The organism is Pseudomonas sp. M20 (assembly GCF_045037865.1).
GTDB lineage: Bacteria > Pseudomonadota > Gammaproteobacteria > Pseudomonadales > Pseudomonadaceae > Aquipseudomonas.
This window is the reverse complement of sequence record NZ_CP173611.1, coordinates 5882051-5908277: the sequence shown is the minus strand read 5'-3', so window position 1 is coordinate 5908277 and position 26227 is coordinate 5882051. Positions and strand designations below refer to the sequence as shown.

Genomic DNA, 26227 nt, shown 5'->3' with positions numbered 1-26227 from the left:
GCTGGAACTGGAACCTGAGTAGAGCATCGCCATGACGCACAAAACACCTGATAGAAATGACAGTCCGGCTGTCTTTACGAGCCGCAATGATGGCCTTACAAGACAAGCGCACCGTTATTCAGTGCGCGCGCATGGATCTGTTCAAGCCAGCACCTTCTTAAGCCTTAGCCTTAGCCTTTCTTGGCTTCAAATACTTCATCAACCCCTGAAACCACATCACCAGCGCCGGATTCCCCTTGAGCTGGATCGACTTGTCCTGAATCCCCTGCATAAACGCCAACTGCTTGTTCTTCGCCTGCATCGTCGCAAAGCCATAACCGGCATCTTTAAACGCAATCGCAAACGCCGGCTCTGCCACTACGCCAGACTTGCTGGTGATGCGCTGATCCTTGACCACGAAATGCCGCGCCACTTTCCCATCCAGCGTCTGCAGCTGAAACACCAGATCCTTGTCACCCAACTGCTGCTGGAACGCAGGATTTGTCCGGCTGGCCTTACCCATCAACAAACCCATCATCCACAGAAGAAAACGAAATTTCATGCGCACAGCCTCAAAAGGGAAAATGAACGGCCGGGGCAGTGTAAGGGATTCGGACGATAACGCCAGTATCTGACACTGTTGGAAGAGGATGCGGACCATTTCCCGCACGATGACCGCCAAGTCACGATTCCGCAGGCAACGTCCTACACCTGTTGAAACACATCCCTGTAGGAGCTGGCGAAGCCTGCGATCTTTTGATCTTCCGGCCCGCGAATCTATGAGAAATTTCCTGCAACGTGCGGGGCTGTCCATGAACTAGGCGAGTTGGCTGGCTATCGATAGGCTCTGTGTGTCGCCGCAGATTGGCGATACGGACGTGCAAGTCCGGTTGGAGTACACATTGGTTATGGCAATTCGCCGAGCGTTTTCCTATGCTCGCGGATCGTTATGGCAGCTGTGTATGGGAGACCTTCGGGTCTGCCGGGTTACTCCACCGGTCTTGCACACCTATGCACAGCTGCCACCACTTTCGAAGTGCGAGCGAAACGGTGTCGGCTCCTTAAACTGGAGTAAGACCGAATGATCAAACCAACACCCAATCCCCCAGAATCCCCAGACGTTTCGCCCTACGAAACCCTGGAATCAAAGAAATTCCACGAAGCCGCCGAGCGCGCCCTCGACCACCATTTCAAACCAGCCGTCGATCCACACCCCAAGCGCGAGAACGGCCTCTTCAAACTCTCCCCCGGCACCGACGCCGAAGCCCTCATGGCCAACGCCTCCGAAGACCTCCTGTCCATCAGCGTCATCGCCTGCGACCTCGCCGACGACCTCCACGGCTCCCGCCGCTCGGTGGCACTGGCCCTGAGCAGAATGGCGGACGGGGTGAGATTGATGGTGGAAGGGACACTCGACCAGATTGAAGTGCGAAGCGTGGCGGCCAAGCCGTAGCGAGATTTGCGGATGAAAAAAGGGGACGTTAAGTCCCCTTTCTGCAACTACCTGTAAAAACCCAGACGAAAAAAAGCTGCCAATCACGGCAGCTTTTTTGAAAATCCGGAACCTTCAGCCAGCTAGGCGACCGACAGGCTCGAAATCACTGCCATTGGACAGAGCAACATCCAGAAAGCGGCTGCGCTTATCGGAACGCTTGGCCAAAACTTCACGAGCTTCGGCCTGGAACCGGGCAGCCATCATAGGCTTAGGTTCATGTTTGGACTTTTTCATGGAAACCTCTCAGGTCTCGAAATTTGACTGGTTCGCCCTGTCTGCCGGCGCCACCCGCCCCCTTGATTCTTGGACATAGATAATCAATGGCAATTTTGAAGGTCGAGAGAGTAGCGATATTTGAAAGCTCTTGAATAGCCGCCGGAAACACTCCGACATTGATTATCTGATCGAAGAAAACCGCAGGCTCTAACCCTGTCGCTGACTCATCACGCATCGGAGAGACGGGATTGACTACCCATAAAGGGACGTTAAGTCCCCTTCCTGAATATTCTCTGCCTCACCATTGGCAACCTGTTTCAGGTTTCGAATCCACGTTGTAATCGTTTTCAAACGAATACTTCTTTGCGGATTTGTAATTCGTATACGACATCGCATCAACCCGGCCACCCTGAGTGACCATCTGATACTCACCTGTCAGTGCGCCATCAACTAATTCAACCCAAGTTGTCGTGTACTGGTAGGGCCGGCCATACACGAGTTCTTCTTGTTCAGTACTGCGATGAACCAACCCAATAGCCTTTTTTGACTTGCTGTATTTGACGCCAGCACCGCTCCATTTGGCGACAGAGTCGTAATAGGTTCGGAATTCAAAATTTATGGGTTTGCCTTCGTAGGAGCGGAAGCAAAAAACCTCGGTCGTGACCTCGCTATGCGCCGCCAGAGGAACGAAAACGAGCAACGCGGAAAACAATGCAGACGAAAATTTCAAACCGAACATTCCTTTAGCGGTTCATGGGTACAGAACACACAGTTACAGCAACTCAACGAGCTCTTGTCACGCCTTGGGCGCCACAGCGCTGCGCTCACCCACCCTCGCCGGGATTTTCGAAGCCTTTCCCGCTTCAGACATTCGCGATGCGTATTGCTTGTACGCCGCCACCGCCCGCTCTTTATCGTTCACGGCCCAATAACTGTCAGCGAGATTCAGGTAAGCAACCGTCCTGTTTGAGTGGTTGGCAATCACTGCATTGAGCAACTCAATCGACTCAGCGTAGTAACCCGCCTCGCCCAGGAGAAAACCGAGGTCGTTGGACCAGCCGGGACGCTGCGGGTAGTAGTACTTTGCGGCGATATAGCTATCCGGGGGACAAGTGTCATGCGAGCCACCGCCCATCAACGCGTAGCTCATCGTATCCTTGAAGGAAGAGTCATCACCCTTTCGGTAGGCTGCCAGCGCCATATCCAGCAAATCAGCCGAATCGACGGTCATCAATTTCTTTCTCACGCCCTTAATACTGCCAGTACGAGCAACCTGCAGCTTCTGCAGCGCCTCACGCCCATCGAAAGAGGCCAGGGTTATTGGGCCCAACGTCTGCACCGGCAACTCCACTACGCTGACAAGCGACCGGTCACAGGAGTCGTTGTTCGCCACTTCCAGCAGAGCTTTCAGCTCAAACTGCTTTGAACCTCTGTTGAAGGCGAACAACAGGTTGAAGTTGTAAACCGCGTTATCTTCCTCGCTGGTTACCAGCGCGATGTAATCCCCAGCCTCAACGAACGGCTGCTTGACCACAGCTTCCTCAGCCTGCGGATCAATGACAGTCATGACGCCAGGGCGACCTTTGAGTACATGGACGCTGAAGACACCCTGAAGCGCAGACGAGTACTGACTCTTGATCAGAGGCAGCGCCTTCGACGTATCGAGCAATATGTCCTCGTCACGCGCTTGTTCCGGCGCAATCAACAATCGGTTAGAAACTTCGTCCGCATCACCCGCCAGCACAAACACCTTTTGACGTGATGCATCACCCAGCAAGCTAGCCGGAATTTCCTTCAGGACTTGGGGCGCAGCAAGCGCGCATGAAGTGGTTAGCAGCCCAAGGCTCAACACGATAAAGCGGAAGAACATATTCACTGTTTCAGTCCCTGAATTTCAGATCGCTCAACGACGCGTTGCGGAATCTTCTGCGCTTTACCGGCGGCACTCATCGCGTCGCGGTATTCGCGGTAATAACGCTGCGCTTCTTCTTGCCGAGACATTGGTAGCGCTGAACAAACTGCTGATCATCAACACCCACTTAAGGCTGGCCATAGACGATCCTCTTCACCACCGGGCTTTCTGACATTAACTGTCTCTTCGTAACGCCATAGGCCTTGATCAGCTCTTCCCGAGATCCCTTCGAGCCAAAAGAGCGTTGGTTATTATCGAAGCTGTATTGCTCCAATCGCCCTGCTGTCGAGTAATACCCATGCCACTCCGCGCAGGCACCACAACCGCCATATCCGCCTATCGAAACAAGACTGCCCTTGGTGCCTTCCACGCAATCCATCGCCACAACAACATTGCTCAACATTTTCGTCTTCGCACCGTCGGAAGTGAGTTGTGAAACTTTGCTGATATCGCGACGAAGCACTTTGCCGCCGATGTTGATGGTTTGGTCAGAGCAAACCGGGATGACGTGGGTTTGCGCACCATCCACCGTCACCGATCGGCAGGACGACACCAACACCACTTCAACACCGCCGCACTGCATGACATCGCGTTGGGTGTAAGCATCCGTCGGCGTGGCGAAGGCTGGGGAAGAGAACAACCATGCCAGGCTCCCGGCGAACAAAAGCTGATTCATTGAGAAATCCTTTTCGCCGTTAGCCGGCCTTTTGTTTTGTCAGGCACTTTGCATAACCGTCCGCAAACTTGGCATCGAATGACAATGCCACTGGCTCCTCCAACTCCGCCGAACTATTGAGCAATACACGGGTGGCCGGGGTGTATTTGATCCAGCCGATTGTTCCGGTTCCGTCGGTGTCGAAAAACAGCTGAGCGCGCACTACTTCACCGTCATCCTCGTCGATCAGCAAATTGACCTTGTCCTTGCCGACATAACGAAACGGAAAATCGCTGCTCCTGACAAGCTCAGTAAGGTAGCCGTAGCAACTCCCTTCGCTGGCAATCGCGGGCAGTGAATGAGGTAAAAGCGAAAGCGCAATCAGCACAGGCCGAATGAAAAACCGGTTCATCCACTCACTCCTCATCCATCGGCGACGATTCCACGTCGGTCATGCTCAGCAGTCGAAATTCATTGTTCACAAACTCGTAGTAACGATCCCGGTTACCACTTTCCAACGCATTCCCCTGCGCATCTTCTTCACCGTCGAGCGTGATGCCGGACACGATGATCAAGCGGCTCTCGGGCTGGTAAACCATGCCGAACGTGCTGCCGTCGTAAGCATTGGGCAGACCGCCAACGACTTCCCCAGTCTGAGCGTCCAGCACTTCGCCGCAAATGGCGCTACCGCCACAACCGAGCCTGTGCAGGATGTAATGGCCGGCGAAGTTGACCTTGCCTTTCAGGGCTTGCACCCGTGTCTGATCCATCATTGGGCTGCTGTTCTCTTGCGGCACCAGCTTATGGTTGGGGCCGGTTAAAACTGGCGTGACGGTGTAATCCTTGAAGGTTGGATCGGCAGCGAATGCCATGGACGCGGCAGCCAATATCAAGCTGCCGAGAAGAACTGAAAATCCTTTCACGCTGTAGCTCCATCTATGCAATGCATCATCAACATCCTCACTCGAAGGTGATGCTCCGCACTGCTGTTTTGATTTTTTCAAATCCCTCAGCGCTTATCGCCAACGGGGCTGATGAGCCCGACTCTGCCGAACCAATCAGCACCTGTTCGTTATGCATAAGGCAGAAGGTGATGCGACTGAACAGACGTCGACTTTTATCGTGATAACCGATGATGAATCCTGACGACTTTGTCCCCTCCAGCGACTCGAACGTGTAGGTTTGCGGATCCCCCGCCAACAATGTCGGGCTCCAGCCGTGATCAGTCAAAGTTGCCGGACACTTGAGGTTGTTGGCTTCACGCAACAGCTGCACCTCAATCGAGTCATCAGACGGCAACTTCTGAGCAGTGAGGGCGGAAAAATTCCCCGCGTTTTCACACATAACACCAAACCATGGCTCGCTCAGACCTGCTGACTTTTCGAAATTCCACTCAGCGCTGTTTGAGCTTGACGCCTGCCACAACTGCGGCGCGTTCAATGTGTTGGGAAGTTGTTTTGTCGCAACGAATACCAGATCAGGCGAATTGAACTGCAGCCATTGATCTTGCGTAAGCGTCATGGAAAACCGGCAGGGTGTCATCACGACCAAAGCGGTGATTGGCCCTTTAGCCGCCTGCGATTGACCGGAAGCATTACCGACCAACACGGTCTTGTCGGCAATTGCATGATTAACCTGCGTGAGTGCAAAACCAAACAGCAGTCCGCGTAGGTATCGAGGTTTTATGAGACTTATCGGTGATACATCAGCCACGGCTCGGGTCGCTCGATACGATCTCGCAAATGCCTTTCCGACAGTCATGTCGATAGAGCCAAAATAGCGGCGGCAACAATGCGAGCAGCGCAAAACCGTCAAGCCACAGGTGCGACCAAACTTCCTTTTGCGCCGAGAGCCACATGTCCTGCGGCGCCCATAACAGGATGCCGGCGCTCAACCAGCCCCACACTGCCGGGGCTTTCAAGCGATTGCCCAAGTGCACCAACGCGAGCATGTACAACGAATAGCTTTGCAACGTCGCGCCGAACAGCGCGAGCCACCAGACTTGTTGTTCGTGGCCGGCGGTGGGTACTGCGTCGGTGCCCCAGAACGACAGTTCGAGAACGTGCAGATAGCCGTCGAGTAAACCGGAATGCCCGGCCCAGGTCAGGGTGAGTCCGGCGAGAATGTGCACGATTGCGGCGGCGTATAGCCAGAGCACTAGCGCGGGGCGAAGCGAGGTCGAGGGGGCTGGCATTCCGTGTCCTGAGCGCATTCCTTGGGGGTGTGGAGTTTAAAGGAAAATGGTGGTCGTCAGATGCTCAAAAACTAAACGTTTTACCCGACGGATTCAGACTCAACGACTGCGAAAACGCATCAGACATGACCCGGCATTTCAGATGCAGTGACTGGCTTTGATCGGTTCAGCGCCCTGCGATCCCAATCGCCCCACGTTGAAGATGCCCAACTGATTACCTTTGTCAGCCGCCATCTGATAACAGGCTAACGCTCGGGACATATCCTTCGTTCCAAGCTCGCCACCTTCAAAGGTCGAGGCCAGATAATTCATCGCGTCTGTGGAACCCATGGTGATCGCCCGAATGACCTGCTCTTTCGCCTGCTCGGGATGGAGGCAAGGGCCGTTATAGTCGGTGGAGTTTCCTGAACAAAGAAACGTGGCATAGGCCAGCGCGCCACTTGGTATTTTCGAGGCCGCTTTGAACAACGCCTCTACCTTGCTCGTTTCCAACTGAGACGCCATTTGCGAAAGACTCAGGCTTGCCGCCGACAGGCTCGCCTGTGCATCACCCGACTCTGCAGCACACACGAAATTTTCCAGCGACGCTTCAATCAACTCCACAGTCAGCGGGTATTGCTCAAGAAACCCCAGCCCACCTAACGCTTCGGCACGCTGATAACAGAAGTTTTCGGCGCGGCTCATTCCCGGGTTCTCTGTTGCGACAAGATCCTTCTCACTGATCGACCAATCCTCAATCCCCTCAAGCACCCAGCACGCCTGACGAGAGAAGTTGAAGATCTTGATATTGCTGTTGCCCGCCCGTTTGTCCACAACGTTGACGTGACTGTCGTCGACCTCTTCGATCTCGACTCCAGGTGTCTTGCCGGGTGTAATGGCGGCCATCAGCGGGTAGGTGAACGTTGTTCCACTAACACCGGAGGTCGAAGGTTCAAAGGTACTTCGATCCTTTCCCGCCACCGGTTTCAACACCAGGGACTTGACCGTCATTGCAGTGAGGCGGCGTTGTGATTCGCTGTTGGCGGAAAACGCAGTCAGGAAAGGCGCGAACTCCTCCGAGGGGCAAGCGTCGCTAGTGGAAGCCGCCGAAGCGTTCTTGTCGGATGCAAGAGCAGGGACAATCTTGTCCAGGTACGCCGAACGCTCACGACTCATTCTGGCGATACACGAGTTAACGGCAAACACATGCGCTGGCATCCCAGTCTCGATCTCGAACGCCTCCAAAGGGCAGTTGGCATCGCGCAATTTCAACCACGCACGTTGCGACTCTTTAACCTTCGCCGCGTATTCCGCGCCCAATGCCGGATCTGCTCGATAGTCAGACTCAAGTCGCGTCATTAGCTGCTTGTAGCTGACATTCAACTGCGTATCGGCAGCCTTCTTCGCCGCCTCCGAGCAGGGCACCATTTCCAGACTTGAGGTGACATGGCTGCAGTCGTCCTGCGCATAGGCAGCTGAAGCCGGCAGCAATACGGCCAGCAGGGTTAAAACAAAACGGTTCACTGTGTTCATCCTTGAGTCATTCAGGTTTTGCGTTCGGTGAATCGGGTGATGCATTGCTTGGGGATGTTCATTTCCCAGTAAGTGCTGAGCAACGCTTTGCGTTTTTTGTCGACGCGCAGGTTAACGAAACCATCGCCGCAGTCCGGCTGTAACTCTTCAACCGTGCCGGTTTTGGCTTGATAAATGAACACCCGGTAGTAGTGGTAAGTGCCCATGCCGTCATCGAGTTGCCAGATCGCGAAATCCTGGGCGCCGTCGAAATTGAAATCGTCGAACTGCACGTGGAGTTCGTTTTCGGCTTCAAAATCGATTGTCCGCGACTCGCTGTGCGCTTCGCTTTTAACCGCGATGTTCAGTTTGGAGCCTTCGAGAACCAGCGTCGCGTCGACGCCTTTGGTTGGGCTGAACGTGGTGGTTTCGGCTAACGCCGGGATCGTCCACATCAGGCCGAGCAGTGATACCGCTAGAGTTTTGAATTGCATGTGCTCGCCCTACTCCTCCCCGTGAAACGCGGCTCGTCTCAATTGCAGTTTTCTCGAGATTTCGCTGCCTGCGGAATACGTTCACCCTTTCCGTTCATTGTCATTTTAGCGATGTATTCCTTATAAAGCGGACATGCGTCGGACTTCATTCCGATATCCCAATAAGCATCTGCCAAATTCAATGTTGCAACGACTCTCTCCGGAAACTTTTTATGAATCCCCCTCAAAAGCAAAGCAGCTAAAACATTGTTTTTGCTACGATACAAATAATAAGCATAGTCATTTAGAGGCCCGACATTATCATTGGAAATTATCAACGTTAGCTCATACACCAGCTCTTGAGGAATACTCCTCCTTACCTTGTTACCGCTATCATCGAGCCCATAAAATAATTCTCCTTTTTCGCCCTGAGGAAGCTTACCAAGAATATATTTGAAGTCTTTCCTGATTTCTGCAAGCTGATCCTCATTACTCAAATAGCTAAAATCGGGCCCATTTTCGGAGAACTGAGAAAACAGGGTGCAACACGCCACACGCTGAACATTAAACTTTTGCGGAAATAGTGCTTCAACTGGTACCTTCTCACCACCCAAGGTATATTTTTCATTTCTACTAGGTTCCGCCCAAGTAGATTTTTTATAGAGAACCCAGTCTTTCCGCGCAGAATTCCATTTAAAACTATACTGCGTAAGATCAGTATTACGAGTATAAAAATCCAGTAACAACGAAAACTCACCTGGTAGATAACCTACAGATAACCCACCGTCTCCAAGTTCAAAAACCCCCGAAACTGACTTATTACCACCACCAATATCTATAGTAATTCGCGAAATTGTACCGTCATCCTCAAGTGGTCTAACACCATACGGATCGCAGATTCCATCCCCATTCAGGTCAGCCTCGCAGCTAGAGCTCGCATTGACCACTGACGCCAGGAGCGCGAAAACTAAAAAAGCTACCACCCTCATTCTAAGGTCCCCTCAAGTGCAACTATGCCCGGTTCGGCGTATTGTTTAGCCGCTGAAAATAAAAATGGACAACAAAGGAGACAGATTTATTTGGGCTCAACGATAAAACAAACGGATAAATAAATCCGCCCCCTTTACCAGCCCCCTTTACCACCTGACTTAAATTGCCAATGTGGTGACGTATGCGCTGGATCATCTGGAAGAATAGATGGCGGTGAAGCAGGAAGTAACACCGCAAGAGGATACACGGGACGGATTCAGCTAAAAATGAACCGCCCCGTTTTCTCTATTGCCGCGCGCACAATTTTTAATATTTTTTGTCCTGCAAGCCAAAGTAATTTTTAATGCTAGCCGCATCTTTATAAGCACAGACCACTTTATTTCCCGTAACCAGATCTGCCCCCTCCATACAGTTATCTAGAGCTGGGTCAGGCAAATCGCCACTAAAATGAAGCAAGGATACACTTCTGCCATTTCTCCTTATTGGAAATTCCATTACCGAATAAGCAAAACCGTCAAATGCCGAGTTCGACAATTTTCTTTTTGTCAACACAAACATAGATTTTCCGGCTCTCGCAGGAGACTTCCACTCGTAGAAAAATACAGAAGCGATCTGATCCCCCTCAACCTTCCAAACATAGTTTAGAGAGGGTTTACCGGAGCTCAATGATGAGTAATATATTTCAGCATCGGCAACATGCTCTTCTTTAGCTATCGCCTTCAGACTATTTTTCAAAAAAAATACAGCGATCTTTTCTTCGCCCAAAGAGGCTACTACCGTAGGATGGAATTCACCTATTGTGGGTGCGGCATCCGCAAACACATTGGACGCTACGAAGCCAAAAGCTACAAACGGAATAAAATGCCGATTAAATAGAGTTAAATATTTTTTCAACTTTATATATCCTTTTGAGGAAAAAATGGAACAGACCACGTTTTTCGGGCAATTACTAAAACCGTGGTCTGTCCCCATTTCACCCCGCAAACTAGAACCTGTTTGAATCCGAATATACGGAACAGATCTATTTATACGCCGCACCAAAATCAAAGCCGCTGAGCGCAACACCGCAAATAAATCCGTCACCTTTTCTCAATTAACTATTCTGATTTACCTTCATATTTTTTGGTTTCCGAATTAAATGTCCACGCATGAGGCGTAGTTAACGCTTGCTTCCCTTTATAGCGAATATTCCCATCGCCATCTCTTTGATAGGAGTAGACCTGAATGTCTTTAAACCCGCCCGCAGCCACAGGAGACTTCTCTAAGACCTCAACTCTAGCAAAATAATCACCTCCAACGAATTTCAAATAACCCTTACACTGAATTAGAAATCCATAAGTCATTTCCTTGCTAGAACCTTCGCTATCATAGGAAGAAAATATAAAGTCCTTAACACCATCACCATTGAGATCGCCGTTATAAACCACCTTCCCCTCTTGGACGGAAAATTTTTCGCCATTTACTCTCGACAATACATCTATATTTTCTCCACCATCAGACCATTGTGAAATAAAATGCTTCGCTCCTCCCGGAGCATCACATACATCAATAGTGGCAGCGCTAACTACAGGAGAAAATATTAGAAAAGCAAAAAAATATCTCACAATTAAACTTCCAATACAAAGGTATTCCTACCTGTCCTGACGGAGCCCTGAGGCTGATTCGCACCAAAGTTGATGCTCGTGGTGATCGTAGAGTTAATTACAGCCGCAGCCGCTAACAACTTCGCTGTTAAAGCTGTTTCATGTGCATCCCCCCAACTAGACACCGCACCCGACCAGTTAACTCCGGCAGTACCGTTTATTGCCTGCTGTATGACAGGGGTGATTTTTTCAAAGTCATCATGTACGACATGAGATGGCCGAAATACATGCCACCGAAGAAGAATAGCCACAGACTTCTCCGAAGTAAAGACTTTGCCTAAGGTACTATTTACAGTAGTGGCTCCGACATGAAAAGTGACTTCTTTTTTTAAGATATCCGTCACTCGAACTTTAGCCATCGACCACATCGCAGTCTTGTAATCCTGTAGAGTCCGGCCCGACATGCTCATCCTGTAGAACCAATGCCAAGTCTTTAAATAGTGCGCCTCTTCTTTCGTTTTCGCTAACTCATCAAATTCGGTATCTGCATGAGCATCTTGACCTTTGACAAAGGTGTCATTCGTCAACTTAACCCAACCGGAATAAGTCTTCACTTCATCAGAATACAAACTCGAGCTACCCCAATCATGTATTGGATAAAGACCAAAATTACCGAATGCCTTATTGAAAGCTTCATTACTTTTATTTTTCAGATAAGCAATAAACCCTACAAGCTCTCCCTTGCCATACTTTCCACTTTTAAACAAACCCATAGTCCAGTGACATGGCCCTGCGGAGATCAACGCATTATCCCACGCATTCAATACATCAAAACGCCCAAAGCATTCAGCTTCTGCTACAACTCGGACGGTACGGTATGTTGATAACGCGGCTGTATTAAGTTGCGTTGAATTGACTTCAGCACCAGTAATATTTTTAACCGACATTTCTGCTTCAGGAGACCAACTATGCGCCTTTGTAGCATTAGGTCCACCAAACCCACTTGATTCGTAATACCCTACAGATTGATAGTCTGATTGATTCTTCCCTGCCGGAAATTCAAAATAATCAGTAAAATCCCTCACTAATACTCGCGGAGCTCCAACAGTAAAGTCTTTATCGGCCCAAATATTACAACCAGCCGCAGCCAAATTAGTTCTAGCACCCTGGGCCAGGGTCCAAGCTTCGAAAACAACAGGACATCTGTAATCATTATCAAGCCAATGTTCTATAGCTGCCCTTGTCTTCTCATTCACCACTCCGCTTATTGGCCCATCGTACTTCTCGGAATTATCTACAGACTGAAGACTGTCAACGTAATAACTTGCTGGAGAGATTGTAGAGCCGGTTACACTAGGAGCCTTCCCCGCCTGCGCCACAATCGCTGCAGAACTATCAAAATACACATCTAAATTGTTTATTTTTACTGGAGATCCTGCCTGATCCAGTAACAGTTGCCCCTGCTTTTCCGGTCTTACACAGGCGACCTTATTCATAGATGCATATATTTGAAACTCTCTAACAGCCCAACCAGTGCGCGCACCAAATCCGCCGTCCGGCTTTCCAACTATCGAGAAACCTAGTGCAACTAGATCCTCTTGAAGTTTTCTAACATGCTCAGGAACAGCGAGCGCTGCACTACTCCCTAAAAACGCTGCTGTTGTTTCGGCATTAAGCACAGTTAAAACGGGATTGTCATTCCCCCCCCATCGTGGAGGCTTATTTTGCGCAGGTTTTCCATCGTGATCTCCACGGCGGAGGTCAAAATTACCATAGGTCATTCCTTGCTCCCTCAAGCAATGTGCTGTTCTTGGAGCCGCTTGATATCAGCAGCCAATAGATAATCTTTGTCTGTTATTTCGCAAGAGCGATGGAAACAACGAGTGGCATATTTAGTTTTCGGGCCGTTCTCACCATCTATCTTCCCATTATAAAACCCAAGATTCTTTAACCTAGACTGGAGTCCCTTAATGTCCGAAGCGTCGGATTGCGCACTTAAGTCAAGCTCCCAAATCCACGGCTGAGAATCTGTTCCAAATGGATAAAACGTAAGTTTCCCTTTTTTTGCGGCTGGAGGAACTGGTTGATCTATAAAACCATCCGCAGTGGTTGTGCCTTTATAGGTCACTCCATCAACCTCCAACACATACGGTTGGCCTCCGATTCCCTTTTTCTCATAGGGACGCTTCATCTGAATTCGGAAGCTCTTTTTCTCGGATGCTGGCGGAGGAGGTGGCGGCGCATTCAATAACGCCTGATCCATCAAACTCCCCGCCTTATCCTTATCCGCCGCCCCCGGAAGCACCGGCGGCTTAATCCCGATCCCGGTCCCCGACCCAGCCGACCCGCCAGCATTAATCTTCACCACCGGCCCAACCACCGTAACCCCACCGCCATCGAGCTTGATAAAGCTCCCACCCCCAAGAATGGTCAGCTCCGTCCCCGCCTCAATAACAATCTTGTCCCCAGCCTTGAGGTGAATCTCTTTCCCCACACTCGTCAGCTGCGCAGTCCCCAGCTTCACATGCTGGTTCTGCCCCACCGTCAGGTGATCATCCAGCTTCGCTTCAACTTTGCGATCGCTGATGGTGGTGCGGTGTTCTTCAGCCTTCAGCTCGGTGTAAGTGTTCTTAACCACCGTGTCATGACGTTCATTCCCGACCCGAATCTTCTGATCATGCTCTACGTTTTCATCCCAATCGCGCTGCGCATGAATGTAGATCTGCTCCGCACCTTTCTTGTCTTCGATGCGCAGCTCGTTGTAGCCACCGCCCCCCGGAGAGCTAAGGGTTTTGAACACACTGCGAGTCTTGTTCGCCGGCAGTGCATACGGCACCGGGTTTTCCTTGTGGTACAGGCAGCCGGTCACCAGCGGTTGGTCGGGGTCGCCTTCGAGGAAGGTGACGAGGACTTCCATGCCGATACGCGGGATGGAGATGGCGCCGTAGCGGTCGCCGGCCCAGGAGCTGGAGACGCGCAGCCAGCAGCTGGTTTTGTCGTCGGCCTGGCCTTCGCGGTCCCAGTGGAACTGGACTTTGATGCGGCCGTATTGGTCGCAGTGGATTTCTTCGCCTTTGGGGCCGGTGACCATGGCGGTCTGGCTGCCGAGCACGCGCGGTTTCGGGTGTTCGAGGGCCGGACGGTAGAACACGTCCCACGGGGTGGCGAGGAAGGTGTTGCGGTAGCCTTGGTGGAAGTCGTCTTTGTTGTCGGTGGTGTCGCTGGTCACGCCTTCTTCGAGGACTTGCGGCTGTTTGCCTTCGTGGAAGAGTTCAGTGAGCAGCCACAGGTCGTTCCACTCGGTGCGCGGGTGGTCGGACATTTCCATGAAGTGGCCGCTGACCAGTTTGGTCTGGTCGCCGCGACCTTCGGCCTGACGGTAGTCGGCGCGGTGGCGTTCGAGGGCGCGCTGGCTGAGGAACTTGCCACGGGCGCGGTCGATGAAGCAGCCGGGGTAGTCGTAGTCTTCCAGATCTGGTTCGGCGTCTTTGCTATCGAGAGCGCCTTCGGGTTTGTACGCAGCTTCCATTTGCAGGCGCGGTTTTTCGAAGTCGTAGTCGCGGCGGGTGGTGCGGCTGGTGCGGGTTTCCAGGCGCAGCTTGAAGCCTTTGATCACCGGTTCTTCGGCGACCATGCCGCTACCCTGCACATACGCGGTGGGCTGACCGAGTTTGCGGAACACGGTCTGGTCGTCGCCGAACACCAGCAGATGGCCTTTGTCGCTGTGCTGGAAGTGATAGTGAATCCCCTCCTCCTCGCACAGGCGCTGGACGAAGTGCAGGTCGGTTTCGTCGTACTGCACGCAGTAGTCGCGATCCGGGCACGGCTGGCTGAGCTGGAAGTTGTAAGCGTTGCCCTTGATGCCATGTTCTTCGAGGATCAGCGCGATGATTTTCGGCGCCGACATCTGTTGGTAGATGCGCTGGTTGGTGCGGTGATGCAGGTATTGCAGTTGCGGCACCATCGACACTTTGTAGCGGGTCAGGCGCTTGCCGGCATCGCCTTGAGCAACTCGGTAGATCTGGCCGTGGATGCCCGAGCCTTGTGGATCGAACGCCAGAAATGCCTGCTTGTGCAGCAGTTGTTCGAGGTCCAGATCCGGGTTCTCGCTGACCAGTTCGAGGTCGAAGCGATACGGCTGGCTGATGCCTTCGGTGCCGGTGAACGACAGCACTTGCAGGTCGCCGACGTAGTCTTCGACCTTGAGGCTGAAGTGGGTTTCGTTAGCTGGGTTGAACATAAAGTGCTCCCTGTTCGAATGTCATCCGTTACGCCCGAAGTCGCAGACGTTGCAGCCAGGACGAAGTGGCGCCCAAGGCGTCACGCAATTGTTGGGCAGTGATGCTGCGTTCTGCCGGGTCGAAGCTCAGCGCGGTTCGCAGCGCTGGCCAGCCGTGTTTCGGTAAATTCGCCGGGGCTTGCAGTTCGCGCTCCAGGTGCTCGTCGCGGGCCTGGGTCGAGGGCAAGCGGCGGAACGGGTGTTTGCCGCCCGCCAGTTCATAGATCACGCAGGCCACGCCGTACACGTCCGCGCTGGCCGACAACGGTTGGCCCTCAAGCAGTTCGGGGGCGGCGTAGCCCGGTGTCCAGGCGTTGAAGCGTTCGCGGCTCAGGTGCGGCAGGCCGGGCATCACGCCCTCCTCTGCCTGACCGAGGCCGAAGTCAAAGAGACGCAAGCCGTCTTCGCTGAGCATGACGTTGCTCGGTTTCATGTCACCGTGCAGCACGCCGCGACCGTGGGCGTAGGCCAGCGTGTCGAGCAGCGGCAGGACGATGTCGCGCAGTTCTTGCCACGGCAGACCGAGGGGCCGCTCGCAGAGCAATTTGTCCAGGGTCAGGCCACGCATGTATTCCATGGTGATGAAGGCCCGCTGGCAGTCGGTGTCGACTTCAAAGGTGTGTGCACGCACGACGTTGTCGTGGCGCAGGCGTCGGGTCAGGGCGAACTCGCTGTAGAGCAAGGCACTGGCGTCCGGCGATTCGGCAAATTCTTCGCTGAGGATTTTCAGCGCAATGTAAGGGTCGGGATCACCGAACTGTTCGTGCAGCAGATCCCGCGCCCGGTAAACGGCGCCCATGCCACCGGCCCCGAGCAAACGCTCGAGGTGGTAGCGACCGGCGAGTACATCCGGCAGTGCACCGATGCTGGCCTTGGTCGGCGCCAGCAAAGGCTCTGCTTTGTTTTCCTTGGCGAAGGCGAAGTAGGTCAGGTTGTTGGCCTGCTCTTCGCTCATCAGCAAGTCATCGACTGAGGATTCGATTTCAGTCATTGGCGGATCACCACGGCTGTCAGGTTGTCGCGCGCGGCGCCACGCAGGGCGCCGTCGAACAAACGTTCCAGCGCCACGTGCGGCGCGCTGAGGCTGAGGGCGTTGCCGAGGGCATCGCTGCTCAGGCCCTGATACAAACCATCGCTGCAGAGCAAAAACGCATCGCCCGGATAGACCTCGAGTTCGAGGACATCCAGGGTCAGTTGTTCGGCGGCGCCGACGGCTCGGGTCAAGGCCTGAGCCGCCGGGTGTGCCGCCGCTTGTTCGACGCTCATTTGTTGCTCGTCGATCAGTTGCTGTTGCAGCGAATGATCCTTGGACAGTTGATACAAACGCTGCCCACGCCACATATAGCAACGACTGTCGCCGGCCCAGATGCAGGCCGCGCGATTGCCTTCCACCAGCAGCGCCACGACGGTGCTGCCCATGATGCTGTCGTGACGTCCGGCGGTGACCGTCAACTCCTGCCCCAAACGCCGGTTCAGCCAGTGCAGGCACTGGCGAATGGCTTTGAGGCGTTCGTCGAAGTCCTCGTGTTGCGGCAGTTCAGCCAGGCTGGCGACGATCAACTGGCTGGCGATGTCGCCACCCTGATGACCGCCCATGCCGTCCGCGACCACCCACAGCCCCTGCTGTGGCGAGTCGAGGAAGGCATCTTCGTTGCGCGCCCGCACCTTGCCCGGGTCGGTACGCGCCGCGCTGCGCCAGGCACTGGCCACCAGCATCAGAGCTGCACCGGCATACGGAAGGTGCGCAGTACGCCCATGTCGAACGGGTTCGGCGTGCGCTGGCTGGTCAGCAGGTAGTTGGCGCGCAGGCCACCTACATCGGCTTTCAGCACCAGCACATCGCGACCGGTCAGGTACTCGGTCTGCATCAGGTCGAACAGACGGAACAGCGACCATGGGCCGGAGTTCTTCTCGATGCCGATCGGGCGCCCGGCCATTTTGTCCATGACCAGACTGGTGCGACCGTCCTCAGCATCGGTCGGCCATTTGAACGACATTGGCAGGATCGGACCGTGGCGGTATTCCATGGTCTTGTCGCCGAACTTGAACTCGGAACGGCTGACCGCCGGATCGAGGGTGTACGGCTCCAGTTTGAACTGCACGGTCGGCTCGGCCGGGTTGATCGAGAAGAAGCTCTGACGAATCGTCAGCGCCGCCGCCATCTGGTCCAGATACATTTTCGACACCGGCAGGCTGTGACCGTCGACGCTGCGCATGCGGTAGTTGCCCGGATCGCCACTGACGAACGGACGCATGTAGCTGTCGAAGAAGCGGTCGACGGTGCCTTGCGCGCGGAAGAACTCGCGGAAATCGCTGATCGCTACGTCGCTGGTGCTGCTGGCGCTGAACGGATAACGCTTGCTGATGGTTTTGCCATACACGCTGTACAGCTCGTTCTGATAACGGCCGTTCAGGTATTGGTAAGCATCGTTGAGCACCAGGCGCCACGAGTCTTCGGCCAGCACGTTGAACCACACGCTGAGCGGACGCGGCAGACGGCTGGACGCATTGCGCAGGTTGGTCAGCGCATCACGCTGGCCGCTCATGCGGGTTTTCGCCATTTCGAACGCGGCTTGTTCCGGCGTGCTGGAACGGGCCAGACCGGCGAGTTGCAGTTGCAGGTCGTTGAGCGCGCTCAGTGCAGGCGTCAGGTCCGCCGCCGGGCCGTTGTTGTCATCGAGCAAACGATGCAGCGGTTCGAAGCGACGTTGCAGCGACTTCTTCGCGGTGTCCGGCAGGGTCTTCGCCACGTTCAGCGCCGAAGCCTTGTCCGCGACAGCCGAGGCCAGTTTACCGACTTTACCCAGTTTGCCTTTCTGCCCGGCCAGTGCATCAGCAGCGTCGCCAGCTTCTTCGACAGGATCTGCAGCGGCCTGGAAGCGCGTGTTCTCACGCACTTCAGTGAGCAAGGCCAGCACCGGCGAGTTGGCCGAAGTCAGGCCCGCCAGTTGTTCGGCGCCTTCACCGGCGTCGCTGATTGGCGGCAGGGCAACCTGGCCAACGGCTTCGCTCCAGTAATTGGCGTAGTCGCGGAAATACAACTGCTCCAGCTCGACCATCAGACGGCGCAAGTCCATGTCGCTGATGCCGGCGCCTTCGCCGAGTACCCAGTTGTCACGCAGGATGTCGGTGACCAGCGCCGAACCCTGCACCGAGAAATACTGCTGATAACCGGTTTGCGTGTAGAAACCCGGGATCACATATTCGGTGCCGATAAACAGCGAGCCTTGTGGGCCGAGGTGTTGGCTGAAACGGTAGTCCGGCAGATTGCGCGCCTGCTCGCGGAGCATGCGGTAAACCACGGTAGCCAGCGATTCGCTGCGCAAGACCTGACGCGCCTGAGTGACCAATTGGTCGTTCAGCGGGTAGATAAACGGCTGCTTCAGCAAACGCTCAAGATGCGCATTCAGACCGTTCTGCACCGCGGTATTACCGGTGTAGCGCGTCGACCAGTCAGTGCCGACCCAGTCCTTCAGCCACGCGGCATCGCGACGGTCTTTCATGTTCAGCATCAGGTACGCGCGCAGGCTGTTGAGCAGGCGGTCGCGGTCCTTCATGTTGGCGCGGATCTGCCCTTCGAGCATGGTTGCAACCCGTGGCAGCAGTTGCTTTTCAAGCTCGCGCTCGTAAGCCTCTTTGACCACTGGATTGACGTCTTCGCCCTGATACAGACCGCCACGTTCGTGGTACGAAACGTCGCCCTTCTTCGGGAACACCTGTGTCGCAGCGTAGCTGGTATCGAGGGTTTTCAGCACGCCCATGGCGTCATCACGCGGCGACAATGCCGTGCGTTGCTGCGTCCAGTTCTGCGCCAGATTGCGCAAGTTTTCCAGACGCTCGTAGTTGGCCGAGAAACCGCCCGCCCAGAGCATGCCGAACAGTGCCAGTGCCGCCAGTGCGCCGACGTACAACGCACGTTGACCCCAATGAATACGGCTGCGCTCGCGCTTGTCCAGACCGGCCAGATCGGACTCAGGGAAAATCACTTGGCTGAACAAGTGATGAATGAACCGCGAACGGCCGCTGCGCAGGGTCGGCAGCACACCGGCGCTCATGCCGAGGCTGGCGCCGATGCCGGCGGTGGTCGCATCCATCTCTTGGGTCAGGTGCGGCGCGCTGGTCAGGTAGAAACCACGCAGTTGCGTGGCACGCTGATAACGGTTGCCAGTGAACGCCATGTCGACGAACAGGCACAGGCGCTCGCCGATCTGCCCCAATTGATGCGGGAAGTCGAGGATGCGGCCACGGCGCTGGGTATCGCGCTCGGAGTGCATGCGCATGATCACTTGGCTGTTGAGGCGACGCAGCAGTTCTTCGAACTCGTTGCGCAACACAGCGACGTCGGTGCCGACCTGATCCTTGCGGAAACTGGTGCCGAGTACCTGATCGCTTTCTTCGCGAGTCAGTTGATCGAAGAACTCGTCGAAGCCGAGCAGCTTGTCAGCCTTGCTCAGGACCAGATAGACCGGCACGTCGACGTGCAGTTTCTGATGCACGTCTTGCAGACGGCCGCGAACCTGGCGTGCCAAAGTATCGATGTCCTGTTCACTGCCACCGAGCAGGGTTTCCACCGGAATGGTCACCAGCACGCCGTTCAACGGACGGCCGCGACGACGCTTGCGCAGCAGCTCCAGCAACGTCGTCCAGGCACCGCCATCGACTTCCACATCCGGTTGCGTGGTGTAACGCCCGGCGGTGTCGATCAGCACACCGTGGTCGGCGAAGTACCAGTCGCAATGACGGGTGCCGAGGGTGTCGCGGGTCAGCTTGCGGTCGATCTTGTTGATCGGGAATTCCAGACCGGAAAAGTCCAGCAGGCTGGTCTTGCCGGAAGCCTGCGGACCGATCAGCAGGTACCACGGCAAGTCACTGCGCCAACGCTCGCTGCGGCCGCGATACAGGCTGGAAGTCTTCAGGGTTTTCAGCGCGTCTTTGAAGCGCGCCTTCAACTCTTTCTGCTCTTCGTCGATCAGCTCTTCACGGCGAATGCGATCCTGGCCGTCCTCGCTTTCTTCCTCGGCTTTCTTGCGGATACCCGCGCGCCAGCTGACGAAGACCATGGTCAGGCCCCAGATCAGGAATAGCACGGCAATGGTCAGCAAGCGCGCGGTCGCACTCTCCCAGAACTTGTAGTCATCAACCGCCAACAACGGGCCGACGAACCACACCAGCAGCGCCACGAACAGCACCAGCAGTAAGGTCCAGACCCAGGTCTGGCGCAGGAAGGCGCCGACTTTCTTGAAAAACTTTTTCATCACACGTCCCTGTTTACGGCTGCGACTGCGGTTGAACCGCGGCTGGATCAAGCGGCTGATAAGGTTGCAGAACGGTGTCGCGCTGCTCGCCCAAGACCCAGGCGAAGCCCGAATACATCACCACCAGACAGACGAAAGTGAACAACACCACCATCCACGCCGGCACGATGCGCACCAGGTTGCGACGCTGATCGTTCAAGCCTTCCCAGTGCGGCGACAACTCGCGCGGCACGTCGCCACGCAACTGACGAATCTGCCGATACAGAGCATCGCGGATGCCTTCAAGCTCGAGCATGCCGCGTGCCTGTACGCGGTACTTGCCCTCGAAACCGAGGGACAGGCACAGGTACATCAGCTCGAGCATCGGCAAGTGCTTGACCGGGTTCTTCGACAGTCGATCGAGCAACTGGAAGAACTTCTCGCCACCAAAGGTCTCGTTGTGGAAGCTGCTCAGCAGGCTCATCTGCGACCATTCGCTTTCGTTGCCCCACGGTGTGGTCACGACGGCTTCGTCGACCACGGTGCAGAGCACGTAACGCGCGGCCATCACCTGGCTGCTTTCGGCGCCGTTGTGCAGGGCGCGTACTTCAAACAACTTGAGCCCGGCAGTCAGGCGCTCGTTGAGTGCGTAGAGATCTTCTCGGGTTTCGCTGTGCTTGAGGCGCACCACTTCCGAAAGCAGCTCGGACGAGGCCGCGACCAGCGAATTGAGACTGATGTTGAACGCTTCGGCCGGGCGCAGGCGCGCGGCGTAGATCATGCGTTCTTCCAGTTGCTCGAAACGCGGCGGCGCGGCGAAGTCGGTCAGCGGACTCGATGCCGGTCCGTGGCCTTGACGATCGAGCAGGACGGTTTTGTCGTCCTGGTTGTAATCCGTTTCCTTGATCATGTCGGTCAGTTCCTGATGGCCCAGAATTTCAGTTCAAGCTCGGCGAATTCGCCGGACACGTGGAACGCGAAACCGCCGGAGCGCTCGAGTTGTGCCAGGTCTTCGGAACTGAGTTCGAGGATGAAATAGGTTTTGTTCGAGTGGAACGCGATCTGCCGTGGGGCCACCGGCAACGGTTTGACCTTGATCCCCGGCAAGTGCAGGTTGACCAGTTGGCGGATACGCTCCACCGGGCCGACCTTGAGGTGCGCCGGCAAGCGATGGCGCAGTTCTTCGGAATCGCAGTTGGCACTGGCTGCCAGCACGAACGACGCCGAGCCAAGCAGTTTGTGGTCGTGCAACGGCGAGACGATGATGCCGTACTGACGCGCTTGCAGGATCAGTTCGATGGCGTGCTGTTCGAGCACCATCGACAGCACCTGACGAATCGCTTCCATCAGTTTGCGGAAGCTCCCACCCTGATCGGCGTGGGAATAGCGGCTGTCCAGACGCGGACGTTTGCTCTCGCCCGAGAAGGTCGCCAGATCGCCGAGCATGGTCAGCAGCGTGCGGTACAACTCTTCCGGGTGCACCTGCTCCAGACCGAGGTAGTGGCGCAGCAGCAGTTCGGTACGGTTGATCAGTTGCAGCATCATGAAGTCACCGACCTCAGCACCGCCGACCTTGCCGTTGGAGCGAATCCGCTCGGCAATCGTGTCGCCACGGTGGTTGAGCATGCTGATGACTTCTTTCAGGCACGACAGCAGGTAGCTGGAGGCGTGGGCCTGAATGTAGGTCGGCACGAAATCCGGGTCGAGGCTGATCACGCCGTCCGGCGTGGTGTCGAGCACGTCGCAGATCTTCAGTTTCACGTAAGCCTGATCGCTCTGCTGCTCACCGAGCAACAGTTTGAAGTCCGGGCGACCGCAGCTGACCTGGCTGGCGGAGTCGTCGCCGGCGTTGGAGTCGGCCACTTCGGCGTCGTACGCGGTGTAACGCGCAAGCACGTCGGACTGCTCCGGACGGCGCGACTCGATGTGGTTGCCGGTGACCAGCGGCAGCGCCAGATAAATCGGCGTGTTGCCGGTGTTCGGCGGCACGTCCAGCGCCAGCGGCTCGGTGTTGCCACCGAGTTCGAACAGGCTGCCGTCCGGCAGGATCCCCGAGGCTTCACTGATCACCAGTTTGCCCATGTTGAGGAACTGCAGGTCGATCTCCAGGTTGAGGAAACCCCAGGTGTAACCACCCAACAATTGCGTGCGGGTTTTCATCTGGTGATCGTAATAGCGATCGTTGTGCTGGAAGTGCTGCGGACGCAGCAGCATGCCTTCCTGCCAAATGACTTTATGGGTATTCATGATCAGTCATCCGCCTTGGCGAGCACTTGATTGGTGTTACGGATGCCGGTCTGGTCCAAAGTCAGATCGACTTCGGTGACTTCCAGCGGAGTGATCTGAACGGTGTGGCGCCATTGAGTGTCCGGCAAGTCGCGGTAAGCGGCGAGAACGCCGACATAAAGGCTGCCCTCTTCCACCTTGAGCTTCATCTCCACGGTTTCACCCGGGCGCAGTTCGAGTTCTTCGCTGGCCACCAGATCCGGATTGAGGGATTCCTTGGCGCGTTCGTACAGGCTGAAGAAGTCAGCGTTCTCGAAAGTCACCGGGTGCTTGAGTTCGAACAGGCGCACGACGATCGGCGACGGCCGACCGTTGAGGTCCGGGTTGAGCTGATCGCTGCCGGTCAGCTTCAGGTTGATCTTGGTCACTTTCGAGTACGGCGACAGCGACGAGCAACCGGCGAGCAACACCAGCACGGTGAGCGCAGTCAGCGTCTTGAAAAAAGCGGTCGAGCGGCGAGACATGCGCATCATCCTTGGTGGTCGGTGTGGAGGGTGGAGATCAGGCGGATCTGTTCTTCGTAGGCCTGGGCGAAGTCGCGGGCCAGCAGGCGCTCGCTCCAGTCATCGTCCTGACGCAGCGCCTGGTGGTAACGGCCGAACGCTCTCCAGCGCCCGCCCGACGTGGCGATCAACGGCTTGCTGTCACGCTCGAAACGCAGGGTCAGTTGCTCCGGCGAGAAGTGCTCCAGCGTGCCGCGTACGGCGGCGCGGCTGGCGGTCAGCAGTGCGACTTGATGCGCCTGCAGATCGCGGAACGCACGGGAGATCGCTTGCTCGGCCGGCAGATGGCCGGGCTTGCTTGGCTGCAACAGAATCTGCAGGGCTTCGCTCGGATCGACGGCGAATTTCAGCGGGTTCTTGTTGGTGCCTTGCACGGTGGTCTGGGCCAGACGCAGCTCGTTTTTCAGCTCCGAGCGGGTGCGCAGGCTCTGCTGCAATCCGCCGATGCTTTGGCGCAGCAAGCGCGCCGCGTTCAACGCCAGGGCTTCGCGTTCGTCGTGGCTGAGGCCTTTGACGTCGACACCCAGCGCCGCACCGAAATGCTCCCAGAAACCTTCGCTTTGACGTACGACGGCTTTCGGTGCCGGAGCGGGCTCAGGTTCGACCGGAGCGGCAATCAGCTCCGGCACCATCAGGCTTTCCATGTCGATACGTGCGTAGTCGGCACGCTGACGGGAATCCTCAGGCTTGGTGTTCGGCGCCAGCAGTTCGTCGATTTCCGAGTACACACGCTCTTGCTGTTCGAGGGCGTTGAGCGGGTCGAGATCGAGGAAGGCGTCGTCCGGGATGATGCTGCCAGCAGCGCGCGGACGGCCGACTTCACCGTCGAAGGTCGCCGGGTCGCGTACCAGGCGCGCGCGAATCTCGAAGTCGCCCAGCACGTAGGTGCTGCCGTGTTCGATGCGCACCGGTTCGCCTTTGTGCAGACGCGCGCCGCTCTCGCCGTCCTGGACACCGTTGCTGCTGGTGTCGGTGAGGAAGAACGTGCCCTCGCGGTAGCTGACAATCGCGTGGTGATTGGACAGGTGACGCTTGCGGTCAGGGATGATCCAGTCGCAGTCCTCGCCCCGCCCGATCACGCCGCCGGCCTGTTTAAAGGTCTTCTGGCACAACTCCGTGGGCACGAACTGCTTGGTGTTCAGCATTTCGAAAACCAATTCCATGTTTGATGCTCCTTGCGGTCACTTGCCGCGATTGACCGCTTGCGGATCACCCAACGGGCGATAGTCGTTGTCGTTGAATTTGTAATTGCCGCTACAGCCGCCAAGGCCGCATAGAACGACGAGGGTCAGCAGGACAGCGTGCCAGTGACGAACAGACATCAGAGGGTCTCCAGGTGTAGACAAAGCACAAAGCGCCGACCCTTGCGGGCGGCGCTGAAAATGGTTTTTGCGAGGGTTTCGATGACGTTTTGCCTACCCATCGAAATCTCCCAGATTGATGTTCAGACGGCCGAGCCGATATAGCAGCGTGCGTCGCGGCAGACCCAGTTCGCGGGCGGCGAGGGTCTGGTTGCCGTCGTTTTTGCGCAGGCAATCGAGCAATAACGTGCGTTCGACCTGCTCGAGGCGTTCACGCAAATTCAAGTGGCTGTTGTCTTCCGGCATTGCCTCCATGCGCAGGGAGAAATGCTCGGCGAGCAACTCGCCGCCTTCGCACAACAGCACCGCACGTTCGACCAATGCCTTGAGTTCACGCACGTTGCCGGGGAAGTTGTAGCCGGACAGGTGTTCCAGTGCCGCACTCGACCAACGCACCGGATCGCGCTGCAAATACGTGCAGGTCTTTTCGGCGAAGTGCTGGGCCAGTTCAAGGATGTCGCCTTCGCGCTGACGCAGTGCCGGCAGTTCGATCGGGAATTGCGCGAGGCGGTAGTACAAGTCCTCGCGGAATTTGCCCTCGCTGACCAGTGTCGACAGATCGCGGTGCGTCGCAGCGATGATGCGTACGTCGATCTTGTGGGTGTCGTTGGAACCCAGCGGACGAATCTCGCCTTCCTGCAACACGCGCAGAATCTTCGCCTGCAACGACAGCGGCATGTCGCCGATCTCGTCGAGCAGCAGCGTGCCGCCATTGGCCGCATCAAACAGCCCGGCACGGTCGCGATCGGCGCCGGTGAACGCGCCCTTGCGATAGCCGAACAGCTCGCTTTCCAGCAGATTTTCCGGAACCGCCGCGCAGTTCTGCACGATAAACGCCTGCGACCGACGCGGGCCGCAATCATGAATCGCCCGGGCGACGACTTCCTTGCCGGTGCCGGTTTCGCCACGCAACAACACGGTGTACGGGCTGTGCAGGACTTTGCTGATCAGCGAATGGGTCTGGCGCATCGCCGCGCTTTTACCGATCAAGCCATAGCCACTGATGCTCGGTACGCTGCGCGCCACCGTGGCCGTTTCCGCCAGCGGCTGACGCAGGCGTTGCAACAAATGCAATTGACCCAGCACGAATGAGCCGAGCTGACCGAGGGAATCGGCGAAGCCTTGCAGGTTGGTACGACGACGGCTGGCGCACAGCAGCAAACCTTCAACAGCTTTGTGCTGATTGACCAGTGGCACGCACAACAGCGACTGCCACGGCGAGGTCGCCGCCGGCAGAAAACTGGTTTCGTGCAGGCTGCCGCTCAAGTCGTCGAGGCACACCACGCGGTTCTGGCACAGGGCGAATTGCAGCAGTTGCTCACCGTTGTAATCCGCCGGCAGGCTCGCCGCTTCGCGCGGTTGCAGCGCGCCGTCAAGGCATTCGGCGTTCATCCCCAGGCACGTGTGAGTAGCGTCGAGCAGATACAGCTGCGTCAATTCGCAACCGCTCAGCTCGGCCAGCCCGCGCACGAAGTCACCCAGCAACGCAGCACCGTCCGCCGCGCGCGACAGGCTGGCGAACTGCGCCAGCAACGCTTCGGCATAGACCAGTGGCTGCGGCACCTGAGTGAACATC

The 26227-nt window shown here is 55.9% G+C and carries 27 protein-coding genes; 1 reads left to right on the top strand and 26 read right to left on the bottom strand.

What is annotated here, in order from left to right:
* Positions 1-157: 157 nt before the first annotated feature.
* Entirely contained in the window at positions 158-541 is a 384-nt protein-coding gene (locus tag ACI514_RS26165) for a hypothetical protein (protein ID WP_007920327.1), read from the bottom strand.
* Between the two features lie 519 nt (positions 542-1060).
* Here ACI514_RS26165 and ACI514_RS26160 point away from each other — a divergent pair.
* Positions 1061-1432, top strand: coding sequence for a DUF6124 family protein (locus ACI514_RS26160; protein ID WP_405122651.1), 372 nt, complete (start codon positions 1061-1063; stop codon positions 1430-1432).
* A 114-nt stretch (positions 1433-1546) separates the two neighbouring features.
* On the opposite strand, the gene ACI514_RS26155 is transcribed toward ACI514_RS26160, so the two are convergent.
* The 25 genes from ACI514_RS26155 to ACI514_RS26035 all read right to left on the bottom strand — a co-directional run bounded on the left by ACI514_RS26155 (position 1547) and on the right by ACI514_RS26035 (position 26226).
* Complete coding sequence (locus ACI514_RS26155) at positions 1547-1708, bottom strand: hypothetical protein (RefSeq protein ID WP_007920325.1); 162 nt, start codon at positions 1706-1708, stop codon at positions 1547-1549.
* 280 nt (positions 1709-1988) lie between these two features.
* Positions 1989-2429: a hypothetical protein gene (locus tag ACI514_RS26150; RefSeq protein WP_405122650.1), complete on the bottom strand. Its 441-nt coding sequence runs from the start codon at positions 2427-2429 to the stop codon at positions 1989-1991.
* A 57-nt stretch (positions 2430-2486) separates the two neighbouring features.
* Positions 2487-3560, bottom strand: coding sequence for a tetratricopeptide repeat protein (locus tag ACI514_RS26145; protein ID WP_405124246.1), 1074 nt, complete (start codon positions 3558-3560; stop codon positions 2487-2489).
* 2 nt (positions 3561-3562) lie between these two features.
* On the bottom strand, positions 3563-3691 hold the full coding sequence (locus tag ACI514_RS26140; RefSeq protein ID WP_256586220.1) for a hypothetical protein: 129 nt from the start codon (positions 3689-3691) through the stop codon (positions 3563-3565).
* Between the two features lie 38 nt (positions 3692-3729).
* A complete protein-coding gene (locus ACI514_RS26135) occupies positions 3730-4278 on the bottom strand; it encodes a hypothetical protein (RefSeq protein ID WP_150706265.1) in 549 nt (182 codons plus the stop codon).
* Between the two features lie 19 nt (positions 4279-4297).
* On the bottom strand, positions 4298-4669 hold the full coding sequence (locus tag ACI514_RS26130; protein ID WP_150729002.1) for a hypothetical protein: 372 nt from the start codon (positions 4667-4669) through the stop codon (positions 4298-4300).
* Between the two features lie 4 nt (positions 4670-4673).
* The gene (locus tag ACI514_RS26125) at positions 4674-5129 is read right to left on the bottom strand and encodes a hypothetical protein (protein ID WP_405124245.1); all 456 of its coding nucleotides are present in this window, start codon (positions 5127-5129) and stop codon (positions 4674-4676) included.
* Positions 5130-5217: 88 nt separating this feature from the next.
* Positions 5218-5970: a hypothetical protein gene (locus tag ACI514_RS26120; RefSeq protein ID WP_238785182.1), complete on the bottom strand. Its 753-nt coding sequence runs from the start codon at positions 5968-5970 to the stop codon at positions 5218-5220.
* Entirely contained in the window at positions 5963-6451 is a 489-nt protein-coding gene (locus tag ACI514_RS26115; RefSeq protein WP_160059936.1) for a cell division protein, read from the bottom strand. Before ACI514_RS26115 ends, ACI514_RS26120 begins: the two co-directional genes overlap by 8 nt.
* A gap of 138 nt (positions 6452-6589) precedes the next feature.
* The gene (locus ACI514_RS26110; protein ID WP_405122649.1) at positions 6590-7954 is read right to left on the bottom strand and encodes a lysozyme inhibitor LprI family protein; all 1365 of its coding nucleotides are present in this window, start codon (positions 7952-7954) and stop codon (positions 6590-6592) included.
* Positions 7955-7974: 20 nt separating this feature from the next.
* Positions 7975-8436, bottom strand: coding sequence for an XAC2610-related protein (locus ACI514_RS26105; RefSeq protein WP_405122648.1), 462 nt, complete (start codon positions 8434-8436; stop codon positions 7975-7977).
* 38 nt (positions 8437-8474) lie between these two features.
* Positions 8475-9404 carry a tetratricopeptide repeat protein gene (locus tag ACI514_RS26100; RefSeq protein ID WP_405122647.1) on the bottom strand — a complete coding sequence of 310 codons (930 nt, stop codon included), beginning with the start codon at positions 9402-9404 and terminating at the stop codon, positions 8475-8477.
* Positions 9405-9711: 307 nt separating this feature from the next.
* On the bottom strand, positions 9712-10488 hold the full coding sequence (locus tag ACI514_RS26095; RefSeq protein ID WP_405122646.1) for a hypothetical protein: 777 nt from the start codon (positions 10486-10488) through the stop codon (positions 9712-9714).
* Between the two features lie 14 nt (positions 10489-10502).
* A complete protein-coding gene (locus ACI514_RS26090) occupies positions 10503-11009 on the bottom strand; it encodes a hypothetical protein (RefSeq protein ID WP_405122645.1) in 507 nt (168 codons plus the stop codon).
* Positions 11010-11011: 2 nt separating this feature from the next.
* The gene (locus tag ACI514_RS26085; RefSeq protein ID WP_212620771.1) at positions 11012-12769 is read right to left on the bottom strand and encodes a peptidoglycan-binding protein; all 1758 of its coding nucleotides are present in this window, start codon (positions 12767-12769) and stop codon (positions 11012-11014) included.
* 11 nt (positions 12770-12780) lie between these two features.
* Entirely contained in the window at positions 12781-15228 is a 2448-nt protein-coding gene (gene tssI / locus ACI514_RS26080) for a type VI secretion system tip protein TssI/VgrG (RefSeq protein WP_405122644.1), read from the bottom strand.
* Positions 15229-15256: 28 nt separating this feature from the next.
* A complete protein-coding gene (locus ACI514_RS26075) occupies positions 15257-16258 on the bottom strand; it encodes a serine/threonine-protein kinase (RefSeq protein WP_095119789.1) in 1002 nt (333 codons plus the stop codon).
* Positions 16255-16983 (bottom strand): PP2C family serine/threonine-protein phosphatase, encoded by a 729-nt coding sequence (locus ACI514_RS26070; protein ID WP_038359322.1) that lies wholly within the window; start codon positions 16981-16983, stop codon positions 16255-16257. The genes ACI514_RS26075 and ACI514_RS26070 overlap by 4 nt, the downstream gene beginning before the upstream one ends.
* Positions 16983-20522, bottom strand: coding sequence for a type VI secretion system membrane subunit TssM (tssM, locus tag ACI514_RS26065; RefSeq protein ID WP_405122643.1), 3540 nt, complete (start codon positions 20520-20522; stop codon positions 16983-16985). Before tssM ends, ACI514_RS26070 begins: the two co-directional genes overlap by 1 nt.
* 13 nt (positions 20523-20535) lie before the next feature.
* Positions 20536-21411, bottom strand: a complete 876-nt coding sequence (gene icmH / locus ACI514_RS26060; RefSeq protein WP_016985783.1) for a type IVB secretion system protein IcmH/DotU — start codon at positions 21409-21411, stop codon at positions 20536-20538.
* 5 nt (positions 21412-21416) lie between these two features.
* Positions 21417-22748: a type VI secretion system baseplate subunit TssK gene (gene tssK / locus ACI514_RS26055; RefSeq protein ID WP_007920300.1), complete on the bottom strand. Its 1332-nt coding sequence runs from the start codon at positions 22746-22748 to the stop codon at positions 21417-21419.
* 2 nt (positions 22749-22750) lie between these two features.
* Positions 22751-23251: a type VI secretion system lipoprotein TssJ gene (gene tssJ, locus ACI514_RS26050; protein WP_007920299.1), complete on the bottom strand. Its 501-nt coding sequence runs from the start codon at positions 23249-23251 to the stop codon at positions 22751-22753.
* Positions 23252-23256: 5 nt separating this feature from the next.
* Complete coding sequence (tagH, locus tag ACI514_RS26045) at positions 23257-24453, bottom strand: type VI secretion system-associated FHA domain protein TagH (RefSeq protein ID WP_405122642.1); 1197 nt, start codon at positions 24451-24453, stop codon at positions 23257-23259.
* A gap of 18 nt (positions 24454-24471) precedes the next feature.
* Complete coding sequence (locus ACI514_RS26040; RefSeq protein WP_003229566.1) at positions 24472-24612, bottom strand: hypothetical protein; 141 nt, start codon at positions 24610-24612, stop codon at positions 24472-24474.
* A 93-nt stretch (positions 24613-24705) separates the two neighbouring features.
* A complete protein-coding gene (locus tag ACI514_RS26035) occupies positions 24706-26226 on the bottom strand; it encodes a sigma-54 interaction domain-containing protein (protein ID WP_405122641.1) in 1521 nt (506 codons plus the stop codon).
* Between the last annotated feature and the right edge of the window lies 1 nt (position 26227).